The organism is Erwinia sp. Leaf53, from assembly GCF_001422605.1.
Taxonomy (GTDB): domain Bacteria; phylum Pseudomonadota; class Gammaproteobacteria; order Enterobacterales; family Enterobacteriaceae; genus Erwinia.
This window is the reverse complement of record NZ_LMLK01000025.1, coordinates 47,953-63,383: the sequence shown is the minus strand read 5'-3', so window position 1 is coordinate 63,383 and position 15,431 is coordinate 47,953. Positions and strand designations below refer to the sequence as shown.

General features: G+C 61.4%; 12 protein-coding genes and 1 pseudogene. 7 read left to right on the top strand and 6 right to left on the bottom strand.

The window, feature by feature from the left end; genetic code table 11:
• Positions 1 to 5 precede the first annotated feature (5 nt).
• A complete protein-coding gene (locus ASF13_RS24525; RefSeq protein WP_146005453.1) occupies positions 6 to 260 on the bottom strand; it encodes a hypothetical protein in 255 nt (84 codons plus the stop codon).
• Between ASF13_RS24525 and ASF13_RS20115 the strand changes: the two genes are divergently transcribed.
• From ASF13_RS20115 to ASF13_RS20100, 4 genes are all read left to right on the top strand, one after another.
• Positions 261 to 1,754: a pitrilysin family protein gene (locus ASF13_RS20115; protein WP_056240738.1), complete on the top strand. Its 1,494-nt coding sequence runs from the start codon at positions 261 to 263 to the stop codon at positions 1,752 to 1,754.
• Between the two features lie 140 nt (positions 1,755 to 1,894).
• Positions 1,895 to 3,190: an alginate lyase family protein gene (locus ASF13_RS20110; protein WP_056240736.1), complete on the top strand. Its 1,296-nt coding sequence runs from the start codon at positions 1,895 to 1,897 to the stop codon at positions 3,188 to 3,190.
• A gap of 151 nt (positions 3,191 to 3,341) precedes the next feature.
• Positions 3,342 to 4,118, top strand: a complete 777-nt coding sequence (pdeH, locus tag ASF13_RS20105) for a cyclic-guanylate-specific phosphodiesterase (protein ID WP_056240733.1) — start codon at positions 3,342 to 3,344, stop codon at positions 4,116 to 4,118.
• A gap of 58 nt (positions 4,119 to 4,176) precedes the next feature.
• Positions 4,177 to 6,237: an AsmA family protein gene (locus ASF13_RS20100; protein ID WP_056240729.1), complete on the top strand. Its 2,061-nt coding sequence runs from the start codon at positions 4,177 to 4,179 to the stop codon at positions 6,235 to 6,237.
• 39 nt (positions 6,238 to 6,276) lie between these two features.
• Here the strand turns inward: ASF13_RS20100 and ASF13_RS20095 are convergent, their stop codons facing one another.
• The 3 genes and pseudogenes from ASF13_RS20095 to ASF13_RS20085 form a co-directional block, all read right to left on the bottom strand.
• Entirely contained in the window at positions 6,277 to 6,579 is a 303-nt protein-coding gene (locus tag ASF13_RS20095; RefSeq protein WP_056240727.1) for a helix-turn-helix domain-containing protein, read from the bottom strand.
• Positions 6,560 to 6,931: a type II toxin-antitoxin system RelE/ParE family toxin gene (locus ASF13_RS20090; protein WP_056240725.1), complete on the bottom strand. Its 372-nt coding sequence runs from the start codon at positions 6,929 to 6,931 to the stop codon at positions 6,560 to 6,562. Before ASF13_RS20090 ends, ASF13_RS20095 begins: the two co-directional genes overlap by 20 nt.
• A 165-nt stretch (positions 6,932 to 7,096) precedes the next feature.
• Positions 7,097 to 8,420 (bottom strand): annotated as a pseudogene (locus ASF13_RS20085) (MFS transporter).
• Positions 8,421 to 9,191: 771 nt separating this feature from the next.
• On the opposite strand from ASF13_RS20085, the gene mgtA reads away from it, so the two are divergent.
• The gene (gene mgtA / locus ASF13_RS20080; protein ID WP_072166450.1) at positions 9,192 to 11,939 is read left to right on the top strand and encodes a magnesium-translocating P-type ATPase; all 2,748 of its coding nucleotides are present in this window, start codon (positions 9,192 to 9,194) and stop codon (positions 11,937 to 11,939) included.
• Positions 11,940 to 12,003: 64 nt separating this feature from the next.
• Here mgtA and ASF13_RS20075 read toward each other — a convergent pair whose 3' ends face one another.
• Both ASF13_RS20075 and ASF13_RS20070 read right to left on the bottom strand, forming a co-directional pair.
• Positions 12,004 to 12,246 (bottom strand): DUF1158 family protein, encoded by a 243-nt coding sequence (locus ASF13_RS20075; RefSeq protein ID WP_056240720.1) that lies wholly within the window; start codon positions 12,244 to 12,246, stop codon positions 12,004 to 12,006.
• A gap of 78 nt (positions 12,247 to 12,324) precedes the next feature.
• Entirely contained in the window at positions 12,325 to 13,212 is an 888-nt protein-coding gene (locus ASF13_RS20070; protein WP_056240716.1) for a LysR family transcriptional regulator, read from the bottom strand.
• A gap of 101 nt (positions 13,213 to 13,313) precedes the next feature.
• Here ASF13_RS20070 and ASF13_RS20065 point away from each other — a divergent pair, with 101 nt between their 5' ends.
• Together ASF13_RS20065 and mntP are read left to right on the top strand one after the other, a co-directional pair.
• Positions 13,314 to 13,910, top strand: a complete 597-nt coding sequence (locus tag ASF13_RS20065; RefSeq protein ID WP_056240713.1) for a short chain dehydrogenase — start codon at positions 13,314 to 13,316, stop codon at positions 13,908 to 13,910.
• A gap of 354 nt (positions 13,911 to 14,264) precedes the next feature.
• Entirely contained in the window at positions 14,265 to 14,837 is a 573-nt protein-coding gene (mntP, locus tag ASF13_RS20060) for a manganese efflux pump MntP (protein ID WP_056240710.1), read from the top strand.
• The last annotated feature ends 594 nt before the right edge of the window (positions 14,838 to 15,431 follow it).

The following is a 15,431-nucleotide window of genomic DNA, read 5'->3' as shown; positions in this document are numbered from 1 at the left end:
GTAATTTACGCTGTTAATTCATCAAAATAGCCGACAAATGCCCGCCGCGACTTGCCCTCGCGGCGGGCATTTGCATAATAACCCCAGGTTTTTTTATGATTTTTTATTCCGCTGTGTGACATCCTCGCCAATGCGTGGTCTAAAAAGCTGTTTGCTGAACACCACCGGGCAAAAGGCATCAGCCGCCGGATGACATCAGGTACAGCAGGAAGCATATCGCCAGTGATTTTTTTTTGGTTTGTGATTGAGTAGGGGTTCACATGCAGGGCACCAGAATGCGTCTTTGGATCGGTGGGACAGTGCTGGCGCTGGCAGGCGGCGCGGCACAGGCGGAGACACTCCAGCCCGATCCCGCCTGGCAGCAGGGAAAACTGGAAAACGGTTTTAGCTGGCAGCTGTTAACCACGCCACAGCGCCCGAGCGACCGCGTCGAGGTTCGGCTGATCGTTAACACCGGATCGCTGGTAGAGAGCGCTCAGCAGGCGGGTTACAGCCATCTGCTGCCGCGCCTGGCGCTGGTGCATAACGCCACCCTCGACCCGGCCCAACAGCGCTCGCTGTGGCAGCAGGCCATCGACCCGCAGCATCCGCTGCCGCCGGCCGTGACTTCTTATGACTACACCCAGTACAACCTCAGCCTGCCCAACAACCGCCCGGAAATGGTGAAAGAAGCCCTCAGCTGGCTGGCCGCCACCGTGGGCAAAATGACCATTAACGAGCAGGTGGTCAACACCGCGCTCAACGCGGACGACCCGATTGCTACCTGGCCGGCCAACCCGCAGGACGTCTGGTGGCGCTATCGCCTGAAAGGCTCGGCCCTGCTGGGCCATGAACCGGCCGCGGCGGTCAAAACCCCGGTTGATATGGCGCAGCTCACCGCCTTCTACAGGCAGTGGTACACGCCGGATGCGATGACGCTGATCGTGGTCGGCAACGTCGACAGCCGCAGCCTGGCCGAGCAGATTACCAAAACCTTCTCGCCGCTGTCAGGCAAACGCGATCAGCCGTCGGCGCTGCCGACGCTCTCTCCGCTGCCGACCCAGCCGGTCAACCTGGTGAATAACGCCATCGGCCAGGATCGCCTGTCGCTGGTATGGGATAACCCGTGGCCGCCGATCCGCGAATCACAAAACCTGCTGCGTTACTGGCAGAGTGACCTGGCAAGGGAAGCGCTGTTCTGGCACGTACAGCGTACCCTGGGTGAGAATAAGACCCAGGGCGTGCAGGTTGGTTTCGACTGCCGGGTGCTCTACCAGCGCGCGCAGTGCGCCATTAATGTGGACGCCGACAACGCGGCGCTGGTCAGCGCCACCGACCTGCTGGCAAAAGAGATGGCCAGCGTGCGTGACAAAGGGCTGAGCCAGGCGGAGTTCGATCAGCTGATGGCACAGAAAACTAACGAGCTGAACAAGCTGTTTGCCACCTATGCCCGCACCGATACGGACGTGCTGATGAGCCAGCGCCTGCGTTCGCAGCAGAATGCGGTGGTGGATATCGCTCCGGAACAGTATCAGAAGCTGCGCCAGGCGTTCCTCGCCGGCCTGACGCTTCCGATGCTTAATCAGGAGCTGCGCCAGCAGCTAAGCCAGGATATGACCATGGTGCTGATGCAGCCACCGGGCGAGCCGGAAACCAACGTCAGGCTGCTGCAGCAGAACTGGCAGAAAGTGATGGCCCCGGTCGCTGACGCTGCCCCGGCGGCGGCTGACGATGGCCACGCCACCGCACCCGCCGAGAGCAGCGCCGCGCAGTAAGTCAACGCTCACTCGCGTGAGCCGTAGCAGGTGGCCGTTCAGGCCACCTGCATCCTGACCGCCGGTCTGCGCAGGTCTGCAGCACCATCGCCCGCCCGCGCATCTCCGGCGACCGGTCCCACCCGTCCGGAGAGTCCACCATGAACCCGCTTATCCGCCCGATACGTCGACTGCTGCTGCTGGCCGGCCTGCTGTTCAGCCTGGCCTGCCAGGCTGAGTCGTTCGCGTTTCTTAACGCTGCCGACCTGGCGCTCAACCGTCAGCGGCTGGCGCAGCACAACGCCCCCGGGCTGACCCTGACCGCCTGGCAGCAGCTGCAGCACGAGGCGGATAAGGCGCTGAAACAGCCGCTGCTGAGCGTGACGGATAAGCGACTGACCCCTCCGGGCGGGACAAAACATGACTACCTCAGCCTGGGCGCCTACTGGTGGCCGGATCCGGAAAAAGCGGACGGCCTCCCCTGGCGGCAGCGTGACGGGCAGGTGAACCCGGCCAGCAAAAACGACGACAGCGACGGCGTGCGGCTGGCCACCTTTACCTCACGTGTGCAGGTACTCACTCTCGCCTGGTACTTCTCCGGCGATGCCCGCTACGCCACCCGCGCCATCGAACTGATCCGCCACTGGTTTATTGACCCGGCCAGCCGCATGAACCCCAATCTGAACTTTGCCCAGGGGGTGCCCGGCATCGCCGCGGGCCGCCACACCGGCGTGCTCGACGGCCGCTACTTTGCCACCCGGCTGGTCGACGCGCTGGTGATGCTGCGCCAGGCCCCCGGCTGGCAGGCGGCCGATGAACGGCAGATGCGGCGCTGGCTGAGCGACTACCTCGACTGGCTGTTAACCAGCAAACGGGCGCTGGGCGAAGCCGCGGCGAAAAACAATCACGGCAGCTGGTACAGTACCCAGGTGGCGGGCATCGCCTGGTACCTGCAGCGGCCTGAGATCGTACGTGAAATGGTCAGCCAGGCGCGGCAGCGCCTTAACGGTCAGCTTGCCGCCGACGGCAGCCAGCCGCTGGAGCTGGCGCGTACCCGCTCTTTCCACTACAGCTGGTTCAATTTACAGGCGCTGACCGCGCTGGCCGGGCTGGCTGCGCGCAGCGGTAACGGTGACCTGTGGCAGAGCAGCGCGGCGGGGCAGCCGGGGCTGCTGAGCGCACTGGACTTTATGGCTCCCTGGAGTGACGCCGGCCGGCCGTGGCCGTACAAAAACCGCGACCGTATCGCGGTACGCCTGATTCCGCTGCTGGCGCAGGCCGCTGACGCGACGGGCGGCGATCGCTACCGTCGTGAGATCGGACAGGCGGACTGGACGCTGCCGCCGGCCGGGGCCGCCCGCGGAGCCACACAGGCCGCTCTGCGCGAAACCTGGCTGCTGTCGGTGCCGCGCTTTGCCCGCGCTCAGCCGCGGCCAAATGATGATAAAACGCCCTAAAAGGCGTCTGTTACAGCGATTGAATCGCGCAGGGGTTGTTACCATCGGGGGGTATATGTGATCACAGTGTGCATAAAGTTCCGCAGTGCAGTGCCGATACTTGCCACACGGGATGCCAACGAAGGCGGACTCAACCCTAAGGATCTTAACCATGGTGCTGGATCAACTCAGCCACCGGCTTCCGTCCTCAATTGCCGTTCAACAGCAGCTTCAGGAGCGTGCCTACTGGCATCAGTGCCAGCGCGCCTATAACTTCCAGCCGATCTACCGCATTGACGGTAGCCTGATGGCGATAGAGCTGCTGACGGCGGTGTTTCACCCCACCGCCCCGAACCAACGAGTATCGCCGGAGCTTTACTTTGCAACGCTTGAGATCCCTCAACGCCTGCTGATTGTCGCCGAGCAGCTTGAACTGCTGCTCCAATGGGAAAAAGTCTTTATCGCCAGCAATACGGTAGCTTCGCTCAATATTGACGGGCCGACGCTGCTGGCGATTCAGCATGACCGGAAAGTGCGCCAGCTGATTGCCCGCTGCCCGTGGGTGCGCTTCGAGCTGGTGGAACACCACGTGCTGCCGCAGGAAGTGATCGTCGCACAGATGCCGGAGCTGGGGCCGCTGTGGCTGGATGACTTTGGTTCGGGGATGGCTAACTTCTCGGCCCTGACCGAACTGAAATATGACTACATCAAGCTGGCGCGCGAGCTGTTTATTATGCTGCGTGAGAGCGATGAAGGGCGCAGCCTGTTCAACATGCTGCTGGCGCTGATCAACCGCTACTGCAAAGGGGTGATCGTCGAAGGGGTGGAAACCGCGGAGGAGTGGGAAGCCGTGCGTAACTCGCCCGCCTATGCCGCACAGGGCTATTTCTTTGCCCGGCCGGCCCCTTTTGCGCAGCTGGAGACGCTGCCGCTGACCTTCATTAAATAGCCGTTACGCCCTTTTCGACTATCTTTACATAAGCGTTGAGCCAGTGTGAGGAACAGGAATGTCTCGTAGCGGCAAGGTAGTGAGTTGGGTAGCGGCCATTCTGGTGCTGCTGGTAGCGGTCATCGTGGTGGTGATTGCCACCTTTGACTGGAACCGGCTGAAACCGACCATCAACCGCAAGGTTTCCGCCGAGCTGAACCGTCCGTTTGCCATTCGTGGCGATCTGGACGTCAGCTGGCAGCGTAACCGCAGCGAACCGGGCTGGCGGCGCTGGGTGCCGTGGCCGCAGGTTCATGCCCAGGATATTATGCTGGGCAACCCGCCGGAAATTGCCGACGTCACCATGGCGCACCTGGCACGGGTGGACGCCACGCTGTCGCCGCTGGCGCTGCTGGGCAAACAGGTTTATCTGCCGTGGATCAAACTGCAACAGCCGCAGGCGAAGCTGGTTCAGACCGCCGACGGTAAAAATAACTGGTCCTTTACCCTCGCCGGTAGCGACGATAAAGACGCCGCTAAAACCCCTTCCGCCTGGTCCTTCCGCCTCGACAATATCGTCTTTGACGAAGGCACCCTCGGCTATCGCGACGCGATCAATAAAGCCAACGTGCAGGTCACCGTTAACCCGCTGGGCAAACCGGTACCTTACGCGCAGCTGGCGGGTGGTAAGGACGATGAGAAGGGCGCGGCGGACTTTGTCTTCGGCTGGAAGGCCAGCGGCACTTATAAAAACGAGCGGCTGAGCGGTGACGGCAAAATCGGCGGCATGCTGTCGCTGCGCAGCCAGACCACGCCGTTCCCGATTCAGGCCGACCTGCGCAGCGGCACCACCCGCGTGCGGCTTAGCGGCACGGTGCAGGACCCGCTCAACCTCGGCGGCATCGACCTGCGTCTGCGCTTCTCCGGCGATACCCTGGCCAACCTCTATGGCCTGACCGGCGTGCTGCTGCCGGATACCCCGCCGTATGAAACCGATGGCCAGCTCAGCGCCCGCTTCCGCGACAAGGGCGGGCCGGTATTCCGCTATCAGAACTTCAACGGCCACATTGGCGACAGCGACATTCACGGCTCGCTGACCTACAGCCAGATCAAACCACGACCCAAGCTGGAAGGGTCGCTGGAGTCGAAGCAGCTGCGGATGGCCGACCTTGGCCCGCTGATCGGCGTGAATTCCGGTAAGGGCAGTGACAAAACCGAACGGGCGAAGGCGAAGCGCGGCGATGCCTCCGGCCAGCCGGCCGATCGCGTACTGCCGCATGATAAGTTCGACACCAAAAACTGGGACGTGATGGACGCCGACGTGCGCTTCAGCGGCAAGCGCATTGAGCACAGCACCTCGCTGCCGCTAAGCGATCTCTCCACCCATCTGACGCTGAAAAACGGCGATCTGCGCCTCGATCCGCTGCGCTTCGGCATGGCAGGCGGCAGCATCAATTCCACCATCCACCTTGCGGGGGATAAGTCACCGATGCAGGGGCGCGCGGATATTCACGCCCGCGGGCTGAAGCTGCGCCAGCTGATGCCGGACGTGCAGGCGATGCAGAACGCGCTCGGGCAGATGAACGGCGACGCGACGCTGAGCGGGCGCGGTAACTCGGTGGCCGACCTGCTGGCGACCAGCAACGGCGACCTGAAGCTGCTGATGAATGACGGCGTGATCAGCCGCAGCCTGATGGAGATCGTCGGCCTGAACGTCGGCAACTACGTGGTCGGCAAGCTGTTTGGCGACGATGAGGTTAAGATCAACTGTGCGGCGGCCAGCCTGCAGGTGAATAACGGGCTGGCCGCCACCCGGCTGTTTGTCTTTGATACCGAGAACGCCATCATCAACATCGCCGGTACCGCCAACTTTGCTAACGAACGGCTGGATCTGAACATCAACCCGGACAGCAAAGGCATCCGCATTATTACCCTGCGCTCGCCGCTCTACGTGCGCGGCACCTTTAAAAATCCGGACGCCGGGGTGAAAGCCGGGCCGCTGATCGCCCGCGGTGCCGCCGCCGTGGCGCTCGGTGCGGTAGTGGCGCCGGCCGCCGCGCTGCTGGCGCTGATCTCCCCCAGCGATAACGACGACAACCAGTGCACGCGGGTACTGCAGCAGATGAAAAGCGGGAAGTAGCGGGCGGGCAGAGCGGTCTTCTGGCTGGCCGCTCTGCCCTTATAAGGCGAAGATAAAGTGCTCGCCATCCGCCAGCCTGACATCCACCTTCACCTCACCGCCCAGCGCTTCCACGTAGCGTTTCAGGGTGATCAGCTTGAGATCCTGCCCGCGTTTTTCCATCGCCGCCACGGTCGGCTGGCTGATGCCCATCTGCTGCGCCAGATCGCGCTGGGTCAGATTAAGCCGTTCACGCAGCTGGTAAAGGTGGTACTCAAGTTCCAGCTGGCGGGTCAGGTCGTTGATTTCCTGGCGGTCTTCATCAGGAAGCTGCGCCAGTATTTCATTCAGTGTTCTGCCCATCTTGTTGGCCTTCCATAGAGTTTAAATGCAGTTGAAATTGTGCATCGGCGATGCGAACCATCCGGCTGTAAAAGCGCTTTTCATCACCTTTTTTGCACCCCGCGGTAAGGATGACTGCACGGCGTAGCGGATCGAATGCAAAAAATGCGCGCCACGGCACGCCGCTAACCTGTATTCGCAGTTCTTTCATATTGATAAATGCGGAGCCTTTAACGCTATCGACCAGCGGCCTGCCGAGTACCGGGCCACTTTTCTGTAACAGGCTGAGGGTAGCCAGCGTCTTATTACGTATGGCGACATCCTGTTTCCACAGCCATTGCTCAAACAGTTCGGTGGTCAGCACCGTCCACATGGTTATGCTCCCTGATAGAGTGTAATCTATATTTGAGCATAAACTGAACGGTTTTTTTGTCGATGGCGACGATTTCAGGCAGGAATGTGGCGCTGAAAAAAAGTATGCAAGGAAGGGGGAGTGACAAAAAAATGCGGGCGGCCACGCGGTGGGCCGCCCGGGAGGTTAGTCAAACAGCGACTGGTTACGGGTCTCTTTACACAGGATCAGCGCAATCAGCGTCAGGCAGGCCATCGCGGCCAGGTAGAGGCCGACGTAGAACAGCCGTGTGTGCCAGCCAGGTGGCAATGTAAGGTGCTACGGATGCCCCGAGAATCGACGACAGGTTATAGGAGAACGATGCCCCGGTATAACGCACCTCGGTCGGGAACAGCTCCGGCAGCAGCGCGCCCATCGGACCGAAGGTCAGCCCCATAATGCTCAGGCCACAGACCAGGAAGGCCATAATCAGCGTCTGGTTGCCGGAACCGAGCAGTGACGGGAACAGCAGCGAGAAGCCAATAATCAGCAGGGTAATGACGATCATCGTCCTGCGGCGGCCAAAGCGGTCGGCCAGCAGCCCGGCAATCGGCACCATCACCCCAAAGCCGATCACCGCCAGCATCAGCATCCACAGGAAGCTGTTACGCGGAATGCCCAGCCCGTTTGGCGCCGGCGTGGTGCCGTAGGTCATCGAGTAGACGGTCATAATGTAGAACAGCGTGTAGGTCGCCAGCATGATAAAGGTGCCGATGATGGTGGTACCCAGATGCTTGCTCAGCAGCGTACCGATCGGCACCTTAACCTGCTTCTTCTCCTTCTGCACTTTGGCAAACACCGGCGACTCGTGCAGCGACACGCGCACGTAGAGGCCGATCAGCACCAGCACCGCAGAGAGCACAAACGGCACGCGCCAGCCCCAGCTCATAAACTGCTCGTCGGTCAGTATCGCGGAGAGCAGCAGGAAGGTGCCGTTGGCAAAGAAGAAGCCGATCGGCGCGCCCAGCTGCGGGAAGGAGCCGTACAGCGCACGTTTCTTCGCCGGGGCATTTTCAGTGGCCAGCAGCGCCGCGCCGCCCCACTCACCGCCGAGGCCGAGGCCCTGACCAAAGCGCGCCAGCGCCAGCAGCAGCGGCGCAAACACGCCGATGGTCTCGTAGGTCGGCAGCAGGCCGATCGCCACCGTTGAGATGCCCATGGTCAGCAGCGAAGCGACCAGCGTCACCTTACGCCCGGCGCGGTCGCCGAAGTGACCAAACAGCGCGGAGCCGATCGGGCGGGCAACGAAGGCGATGGCAAAGGTGGCCAGCGACTGTAGCGTGGCGACGGTGGCATCCCCCTGCGGGAAGAAGATATGCGGGAAGACGATCACCGCCGCCGTGGCATAAATATAGAAGTCGAAAAATTCGATAGCGGTTCCGACCAGCGAAGCGACCACCACTTTACCGCGTGAGTTTACGGGCGTGGCGTCGGGTTCGGTGTCGATGGAGGGTGCGATGGTGGCTGGCATAATGGATTCTTATATTTTATTCAGTGAACCCAAAATACTACCCACAGCCTTACGCCCATTCAATGGGGGTAAAAGCCGCACGGGGCCGGGTGACGGTGCGAAAAGAGGATAATGTTCGATACGCGATATTTGCAGGAATATGGCAGGGCTAAAGCGACATTTTTTGGCGTGATTCACTGCAAAACGGCCAAATAAAAGTTTACAGTCAGCGATAAATGCTGACAATTGCTGCTTTTTTCAGCGCTAATCGCGATTTTAAGCTGCTTTTACGGCGGCTGCCCTCCATTTACGCGGCGGCGGCGGCCGAGGAACGGGTGGTTTTTCTGACCAGCGCAGTGGGTGGCAACCTCGGCGGGAGGATCGGAGAATTCGTAGTTCGTTGAGTAAAGGTTGATGAAGGTAACCATCACGGCGGTTTACAACACCCTCGTCGCAGGCTTAGAATTTCGCCACTTTCTTTTATGGAGCACACAATTGGACAGTCACCCTGTAACCGACATGTTTTAACGGCAGGCCTGCATCCGTTGTGCGCCTGCCGTCACCCGGCGGGCGTTGTTTCACCTCCTAATCCGAGCTGTCTCATCCCCCCTTTTGCTGCCCCCGCGCCGCGCTAACGCCGCTGGCGTGCGGGCGTTGTTAACCCGTTTATCGCAAGGACCTGTCGATGAAAGAACCTCCGTCACGAGAGAGGCCGGGCGCGCATACCGGAAGGAGACCGATGCCGTAATTCTGCGTTCCGTTCCGCCTGCCCGCTCCGCCTCCCCCCTGAATATGCTGAAAAATCCTCGTCTGCAGGAGCCCATTCCTGCGCGTAAAAAAACATCTGATTCAAGGAGCTGGCTAATGAAAATGCATAAAGCCAACCTAAAAATGGCCCAGGACCTGGCGATCGTCAGCGCGGCCAGTGCAAGCCCCGAGCGCACTCTGGCGTCTCTCAACAGCCAGCGCGAGGGCCTGACCGGGCGGCAGGCCGCCGAACGGCTGCAGCAGTATGGTCCTAACCAGGTCGCGCGCGATCGCGCACCGGCGGCGGCGATCCAGCTGCTGCAGGCCTTCAATAATCCGTTTATCTGGGTGCTGATGGCGCTGGCGGCGATCGGCTTCTTTACCGACTACCTGCTGCCGCTGCACCAGGGAGAGCCGACCTCGCTGACCGGGGTGACCATCCTGCTGGTGATGGTCGGCCTCAGCGGGCTGCTGCGCTTCGGCCAGGAGTACCGCACCAGTAAGGCGGCAGACGCGCTGAAGTCGCTGGTGCGGACCACCGCCACCGTGCTGCGCCGCCACGATGAAACCGGCGAATCTCAGGCGGTTGAAGTGCCTTTGCAGGACGTGGTGCCCGGCGATATCGTGCAGTTTTCAGCGGGCGACCTGATCCCGGCAGACGTGCGGCTGCTCAGCACCCGCGCGCTGTTTGTCAGCCAGGCGGCGCTGAGCGGCGAGGCGCTGCCGCTGGAAAAATATGACACCGACAGCCACCCGCAGGGGCTGCATGCGGCCAGCGAACTGGACGAGCAGGCGCTGCTCAGCCTGCCCGGTATCTGCCTGATGGGCACGGTGGTGGCCAGCGGCAGCGCTACGGCGGTAGTGGTGGCCACCGGCAGCGACACCTGGTTTGGTCAGCTGGCCAGCTCGCTGCTCGGTGCGCGCCCGCAGACGGCGTTTGACCGCGGCGTGAACAGCGTCAGCTGGCTGCTGATCCGCTTTATGCTGGTGATGGTGCCGGTGGTGCTGCTGATTAATGGCTTCAGCAACGGCGACTGGCGCGATGCGCTGCTGTTCGCGCTGGCGGTGGCGGTCGGGCTGACGCCGGAAATGCTGCCGATGATCGTCAGCTCCAACCTGGCGAAGGGGGCGATCGCGCTGGCAAAACGCAAAGTGGTGGTGAAACGGCTGAATGCGATCCAGAACTTTGGCGCGATGGACGTGCTGTGCAGCGATAAAACCGGCACCCTGACCGAGGATAACATTAGCCTCGACCGGCACCTGAACCTGCACGGCCAGACCGATGCGCGGGTGCTGCAGCTGGCGTGGCTGAACAGCCGTCATCAGAACGGGGTGAAAAACCTGATGGACCGGGCGATCCTCGCGCACGGCCAGGGCAACCCGGCGCTGGCCTCCCTGTGGCGCTGGCGAAAAATCGACGAACTGCCGTTTGATTTTGAGCGCCGTCGCCTGTCGGTGCTGGTGGCCGAAGGGCAGCAGCAGCAGCTGATTTGCAAAGGCGCGGTGGAGGAGATGCTGGCGGTGGCCGCTTACTGGCAGGATGGTGATGTCGTGCGGCCGCTGGATGCGGCGGCGCGGCAACGCATCCGCCTGCTGGCCGAGCGCTACCAGCAGCAGGGCTTCCGCGTGCTGCTGGTCGCCAGCCGTTCGCTGGCAGAACCGGCGCGGCCGCTGACCCTTGATGACGAGCGCGATCTGGTACTCGGCGGGCTGCTGACCTTCCTCGACCCGCCGAAAGAGAGCGCCGCCGCCGCGCTGGCCGCGCTGCGGGAAAATGGCGTAACGGTGAAAATCCTCACCGGCGACAACCTGACCATCAGCCGAAAAATCTGCCGGGACGTCGGGCTGGATCCGGGCGATCCGCTGTGCGGCAGCGAGATCGCTACCCTGAGCGACGCGCGGCTGGCGCTGCGGGTGGCCGACACCACGCTGTTCTGCCGCCTCAGCCCGCAGCAGAAAACCCGCGTGGTGCAGGCGCTGCAGAACAATGGTCACACCGTCGGCTTTCTCGGTGACGGCATTAACGATGCGCCGGCGCTGCGCGCGGCGGATGTTGGCATCTCGGTCGATAGCGCCAGCGATATCGCTAAAGAGTCCGCCGATATCATCCTGCTGGAGAAGAGCCTGCTGGTGCTGGAGCAGGGGGCGATCGTCGGTCGGCAGACCTTTGGCAATATCATTAAGTACCTGAACATGACCGCCAGCTCCAACTTTGGCAACGTGTTCTCGGTGCTGGTGGCCAGCGCTTTTCTGCCGTTCCTGCCGATGCTGGCGGTACAGCTGCTGCTGCAGAACCTGCTGTACGATCTGTCGCAGCTGGCGCTGCCGTGGGACAAGATGGACCGCGAATTTCTGCGTCAGCCGCGCAAGTGGGATGCGAAAAACATCGGTCGCTTTATGCTGTGGATGGGGCCGACCTCGTCGGTGTTTGATATCACCACCTTCTGGCTGATGTGGCACGTGTTTGCCGCCAACAGCGTCGAGGCGCAGGCGCTGTTCCACTCCGGCTGGTTTGTCGAGGGGCTGCTGTCGCAAACGCTGGTGGTGCATATGCTACGCACCGGGAAAATTCCGTTTATCCGCAGCCGCGCCGCGCTGCCGGTAATGCTGATGACCGGGCTGGTGATGGTGGTGGGCGTGCTGATACCGTTCACCCCGCTGGGCAGCGCCTTCGGGCTGGTGCCGCTGCCGCTGAGCTACTTCCCGTGGCTGCTGGCGACGCTGCTGGGCTACTGCCTGCTCACTCAGGGGGTGAAAACCCTCTATATGCGCCGTTTTGGCCAGTGGTTCTGATCCAGTGAGAACGCGCCGCGACAGGGAGCGTTGCGGCCGACCGCTGGCGCGGGGTGCCGCAGGGCTATGGCCGAATAAAGCGCAGGTAAATAAAGCGGATAACGTAGTACTCCACCGCGCCCAGCACTAAAAACCACAGGCAGAACACCAGCGTATAGAGCTGGCCGATATCCTCCAGATGGAAGGTGTCGACCAGCCTGCGGGCCAGCGTCAGGCCAAAGCTGGGCGCGGGCAGCAGCAGCGCGGAGAGAAAGCCGAGCAGCAGCGTGGCCATCGGCATCAGAAAGGTTAAAAACGGACTTTTCATCATTATTCCATCGGGTGGGGCGCGCTGGCCCCGTGCAGTTGGCGCTATTTTCGGTGAAAGCTCAGTCGGGTTCAATCATTAAACCGCCAGCGCCGCGGGCAGCTGCTCACGCATCCAGCTGATAAAACTGCGGCGCTTCTCTGACGGACTGAGATCCTGCCGCCACAGCAGATGGATCGGCCGGCTGCTCTGTCGCCACGGCTGTAGCAGCTCCACCAGCCGCCCGGCGGCGATATCCTCCGCCAGCAGAATACGCGGCTGCAGGATCAGCCCGGCTCCGGCCAGCGCCGCCTGGCGCAGCGCCTGGCCGTCGTTGCAGACAAAGCTGCCGTCGGTCGGCCACGGAATACCGGCAAACTGCCAGGCGTTGCTTTTGTTCCACGCCATATTGCACAGGCAGCGGTGCTGGTACAGATCCTGCGGCGTCTGCGGGGTACCGTGCTGCGCCAGATAGTCCGGCGTGGCACACACCACCATCTGATAGTCGCCCAGATGCTGGGCGACCAGCCCGTCGCCGGCGTTCAGCCTGCCGACGCGCAGGGCAAAATCAAAGCCTTCGCCGACCAGGTCGACAAACTCATCGCTGAGATCCAGCTCAATCTTCACCTGCGGATAGCGCCGCTGGTAAGCGGCCACTACCCCGGCCACCGCGCTGGCCCCGAGGTTGAGCGGGGCGCTGATGCGCAGCAGGCCGGACGGAGTGCCCTTCATCTGCTCCACGCTCTCTTCCGCCTGCCGCAGCTGTAACAGCGCGGCTTTGCACTGCCGGTAGTAGCGCTCGCCGGCCTCGGTCAGGCTCTGGCGGCGGGTGTTGCGCTGCAGCAGGCGCGCATCCAGCGCCTGTTCCAGCTGGCGGACGTGCTTGCCGACCATCACCGCGGTGATGTCCAGCCGGCGGGCGGCCTCGCTAAAGTTGCCGCTCTCCACCGCGCAGATAAAAGCCTCGATACTGCGTAATTTATCCATGATTACAAACCCAGAGTTTGGAGTTCCCGAAAGTATCGCGCATTTTTCCGCCGGACGCACTGCGCCACAATGGTGGCCTTAACGCGTAACGGAGAACAGAGATGAAAATTTTAGTGACTGGCGCCACCGGCACCGTGGGGCAGGGCATCGTTAACGAACTGGGCCGCGACCATCAGGTGATTACCGTCGGCCACACCCGTGGCGACTACCAGGTGGATCTGACCTGCGAAGAGAGCGTGCGCGACCTGTTTGCGCAAACCGGCAGGGTGGATGCGGTGATCTCCGCCACCGGCGGCGTGCATTTTGGTCCGCTGGCGGAGATGAGCAGCGAGCAGTTCAACCGTGGGCTGCAGGATAAGCTGCTGGGCCAGGTGCGGCTGGTGCTGATCGGCAGGGAGTTCGTCAATCCGGGCGGCTCCTTCACCCTGACCAGCGGCATTCTGGCGCAGCAGCCGATCCGCACCGGGGTTAACGCCACCGCGGTTAACGCGGCGATTGAGGGGTTTGTGCTGGCGGCGGCCAACGAACTGCCCGGCCTGCGTATTAACGCGGTCAGCCCGACGGTGCTCACCGAAGCACTGGCGAGCTACGGTCCGTTCTTCCCCGGCTTTGAAAGCGCCCCGGCCAGCCGGGTGGCGCTGGCCTATCGCCGCAGCGTGGACGGCGTGGAGACCGGCCGCGTCTACCGCGTCTGGTAACTGCAACAGCGCCCACAGGCGGCGTGCCTGACGCCGGGCTGTGTAAATTCTGCGGGCAAAACGGGTCGTAATTTGCCGATTTTTTCCCCACCCCCTGCGGGGTTATAAAACCCCACACTCTGTGTAACGCGGTAATTCTTTTAGAGTTTCCGCGTTCTTTTTTGCAGAAAAAATAGCATCTGTTAAAAAGTATAGCCAAGGCTATACTCAAATCCATGATTTTACTGTCTTTTTTTCCTCAGGCTTGCATGCTAGGATGCGCTTCAATTGAGCTGGCCTGTGGTTATTTTTACAACATAAGCCCTTTTTTAACGCTTCAGACGGTCCGTGCCGCTTCAGACCGGGATAAAACCAATGAACCTCTACGCAACCCTGATTCTGGCTTTTGCTATGTCGATGGACGCCTTCGCGGCGGCGCTCGGCAAAGGTGCCAGCCTGCATCGTCCGGGCCTGAAAGAAGCCCTGCGTACCGGTCTGATCTTCGGCGTGATTGAGGCGCTGACCCCGCTGATTGGCTGGGCGATCGGCCTGGCGGCCAGCCAGTACGTGATGGCGTGGGACCACTGGGTGGCGTTTGGCCTGCTGTTGATCCTCGGCGGGCGGATGGTGATGGAAGGGATGCGTAAAAAAGCCTGCGAGCCGGAACACGCACCGACCCGCCACGGCTTCTGGCTGCTGGTGTGCACCGCGATTGCCACCAGCCTCGACGCGATGGCGGTCGGCGTTGGCCTCGCCTTCCTGCAGGTGAATATCGTCACCACCGCGCTGGCGATTGGTGCATCAACGATGATTATGGCGACCGCAGGCATTCTGCTGGGGCGCTTTATCGGCCCGGTGCTGGGCAAATGGGCGGAGATCTTCGGCGGCGTGGTGCTGATCGGCATCGGCACCAGCATCCTGATTGAACATCTGGGCGCGGCGGCATAAATCCTGCCGGACGATCTGCGGGATCTGTGCCAGTCGCCGACGATCATCGCTCCTCGTTCCCTGCTCCTGCAAAACTACCCCGGCTTACCCATCGCTCTTCAGCCTGTCCCAGCCACTTCGCAAGATGATGAATCTGAATCAATCGGATGTCGTTTTGCATTCGTTTACCATTCAGTTAGCATAATTAGGGCGAATAGTGTGATCTGCTTCAAACAAATTGCCTGAAAAACGTCCTGCATGTATAATTTTTTGGCGTTTTTCCACCTTACTGGCAATAGGCAATCATGAAAAATTTCTTCAGGTGCGTGTTTCAGGCTTATGTAGACACCTATAAACACGTGCCGCCAGGTGCCGTTCGTTAAGCACCAGCAGATACACCCTCGATAACCACGGCCAGGGATCGGACCGATGGTTATCACCTCTTCAGCTTGTGCCGGTTTATTTATCCTTTATGACCGGCGGAAGCCTTGCTTCCCGGTATTCCTTCACCACGGCCCGACGGTGGCATTCTGTGCTAAAAAAATCTTGCGATTTATCCCGTTGTGCGCGAAGTTAACCTGATGCAAACGACTCAGCTGTTCCTCACCACCGTAA

Bases quoted from the DNA above. Each gene is read 5' to 3' on its own strand.
- ASF13_RS20065 (WP_056240713.1), top strand. From the start codon at position 13,314: ATGAAAATTTTAGTGACTGGCGCCACCGGCACCGTGGGGCAGGGCATC.
- ASF13_RS20075 (WP_056240720.1), bottom strand. From the start codon at position 12,246: ATGAAAAGTCCGTTTTTAACCTTTCTGATGCCGATGGCCACGCTGCTG.
- pdeH (WP_056240733.1), top strand. From the start codon at position 3,342: ATGGTGCTGGATCAACTCAGCCACCGGCTTCCGTCCTCAATTGCCGTT.
- ASF13_RS20070 (WP_056240716.1), bottom strand. From the start codon at position 13,212: ATGGATAAATTACGCAGTATCGAGGCTTTTATCTGCGCGGTGGAGAGC.
- mgtA (WP_072166450.1), top strand. From the start codon at position 9,192: ATGCTGAAAAATCCTCGTCTGCAGGAGCCCATTCCTGCGCGTAAAAAA.
- ASF13_RS20110 (WP_056240736.1), top strand. From the start codon at position 1,895: ATGAACCCGCTTATCCGCCCGATACGTCGACTGCTGCTGCTGGCCGGC.
- ASF13_RS20095 (WP_056240727.1), bottom strand. From the start codon at position 6,579: ATGGGCAGAACACTGAATGAAATACTGGCGCAGCTTCCTGATGAAGAC.
- mntP (WP_056240710.1), top strand. From the start codon at position 14,265: ATGAACCTCTACGCAACCCTGATTCTGGCTTTTGCTATGTCGATGGAC.
- ASF13_RS20115 (WP_056240738.1), top strand. From the start codon at position 261: ATGCAGGGCACCAGAATGCGTCTTTGGATCGGTGGGACAGTGCTGGCG.
- ASF13_RS20090 (WP_056240725.1), bottom strand. From the start codon at position 6,931: ATGTGGACGGTGCTGACCACCGAACTGTTTGAGCAATGGCTGTGGAAA.
- ASF13_RS20100 (WP_056240729.1), top strand. From the start codon at position 4,177: ATGTCTCGTAGCGGCAAGGTAGTGAGTTGGGTAGCGGCCATTCTGGTG.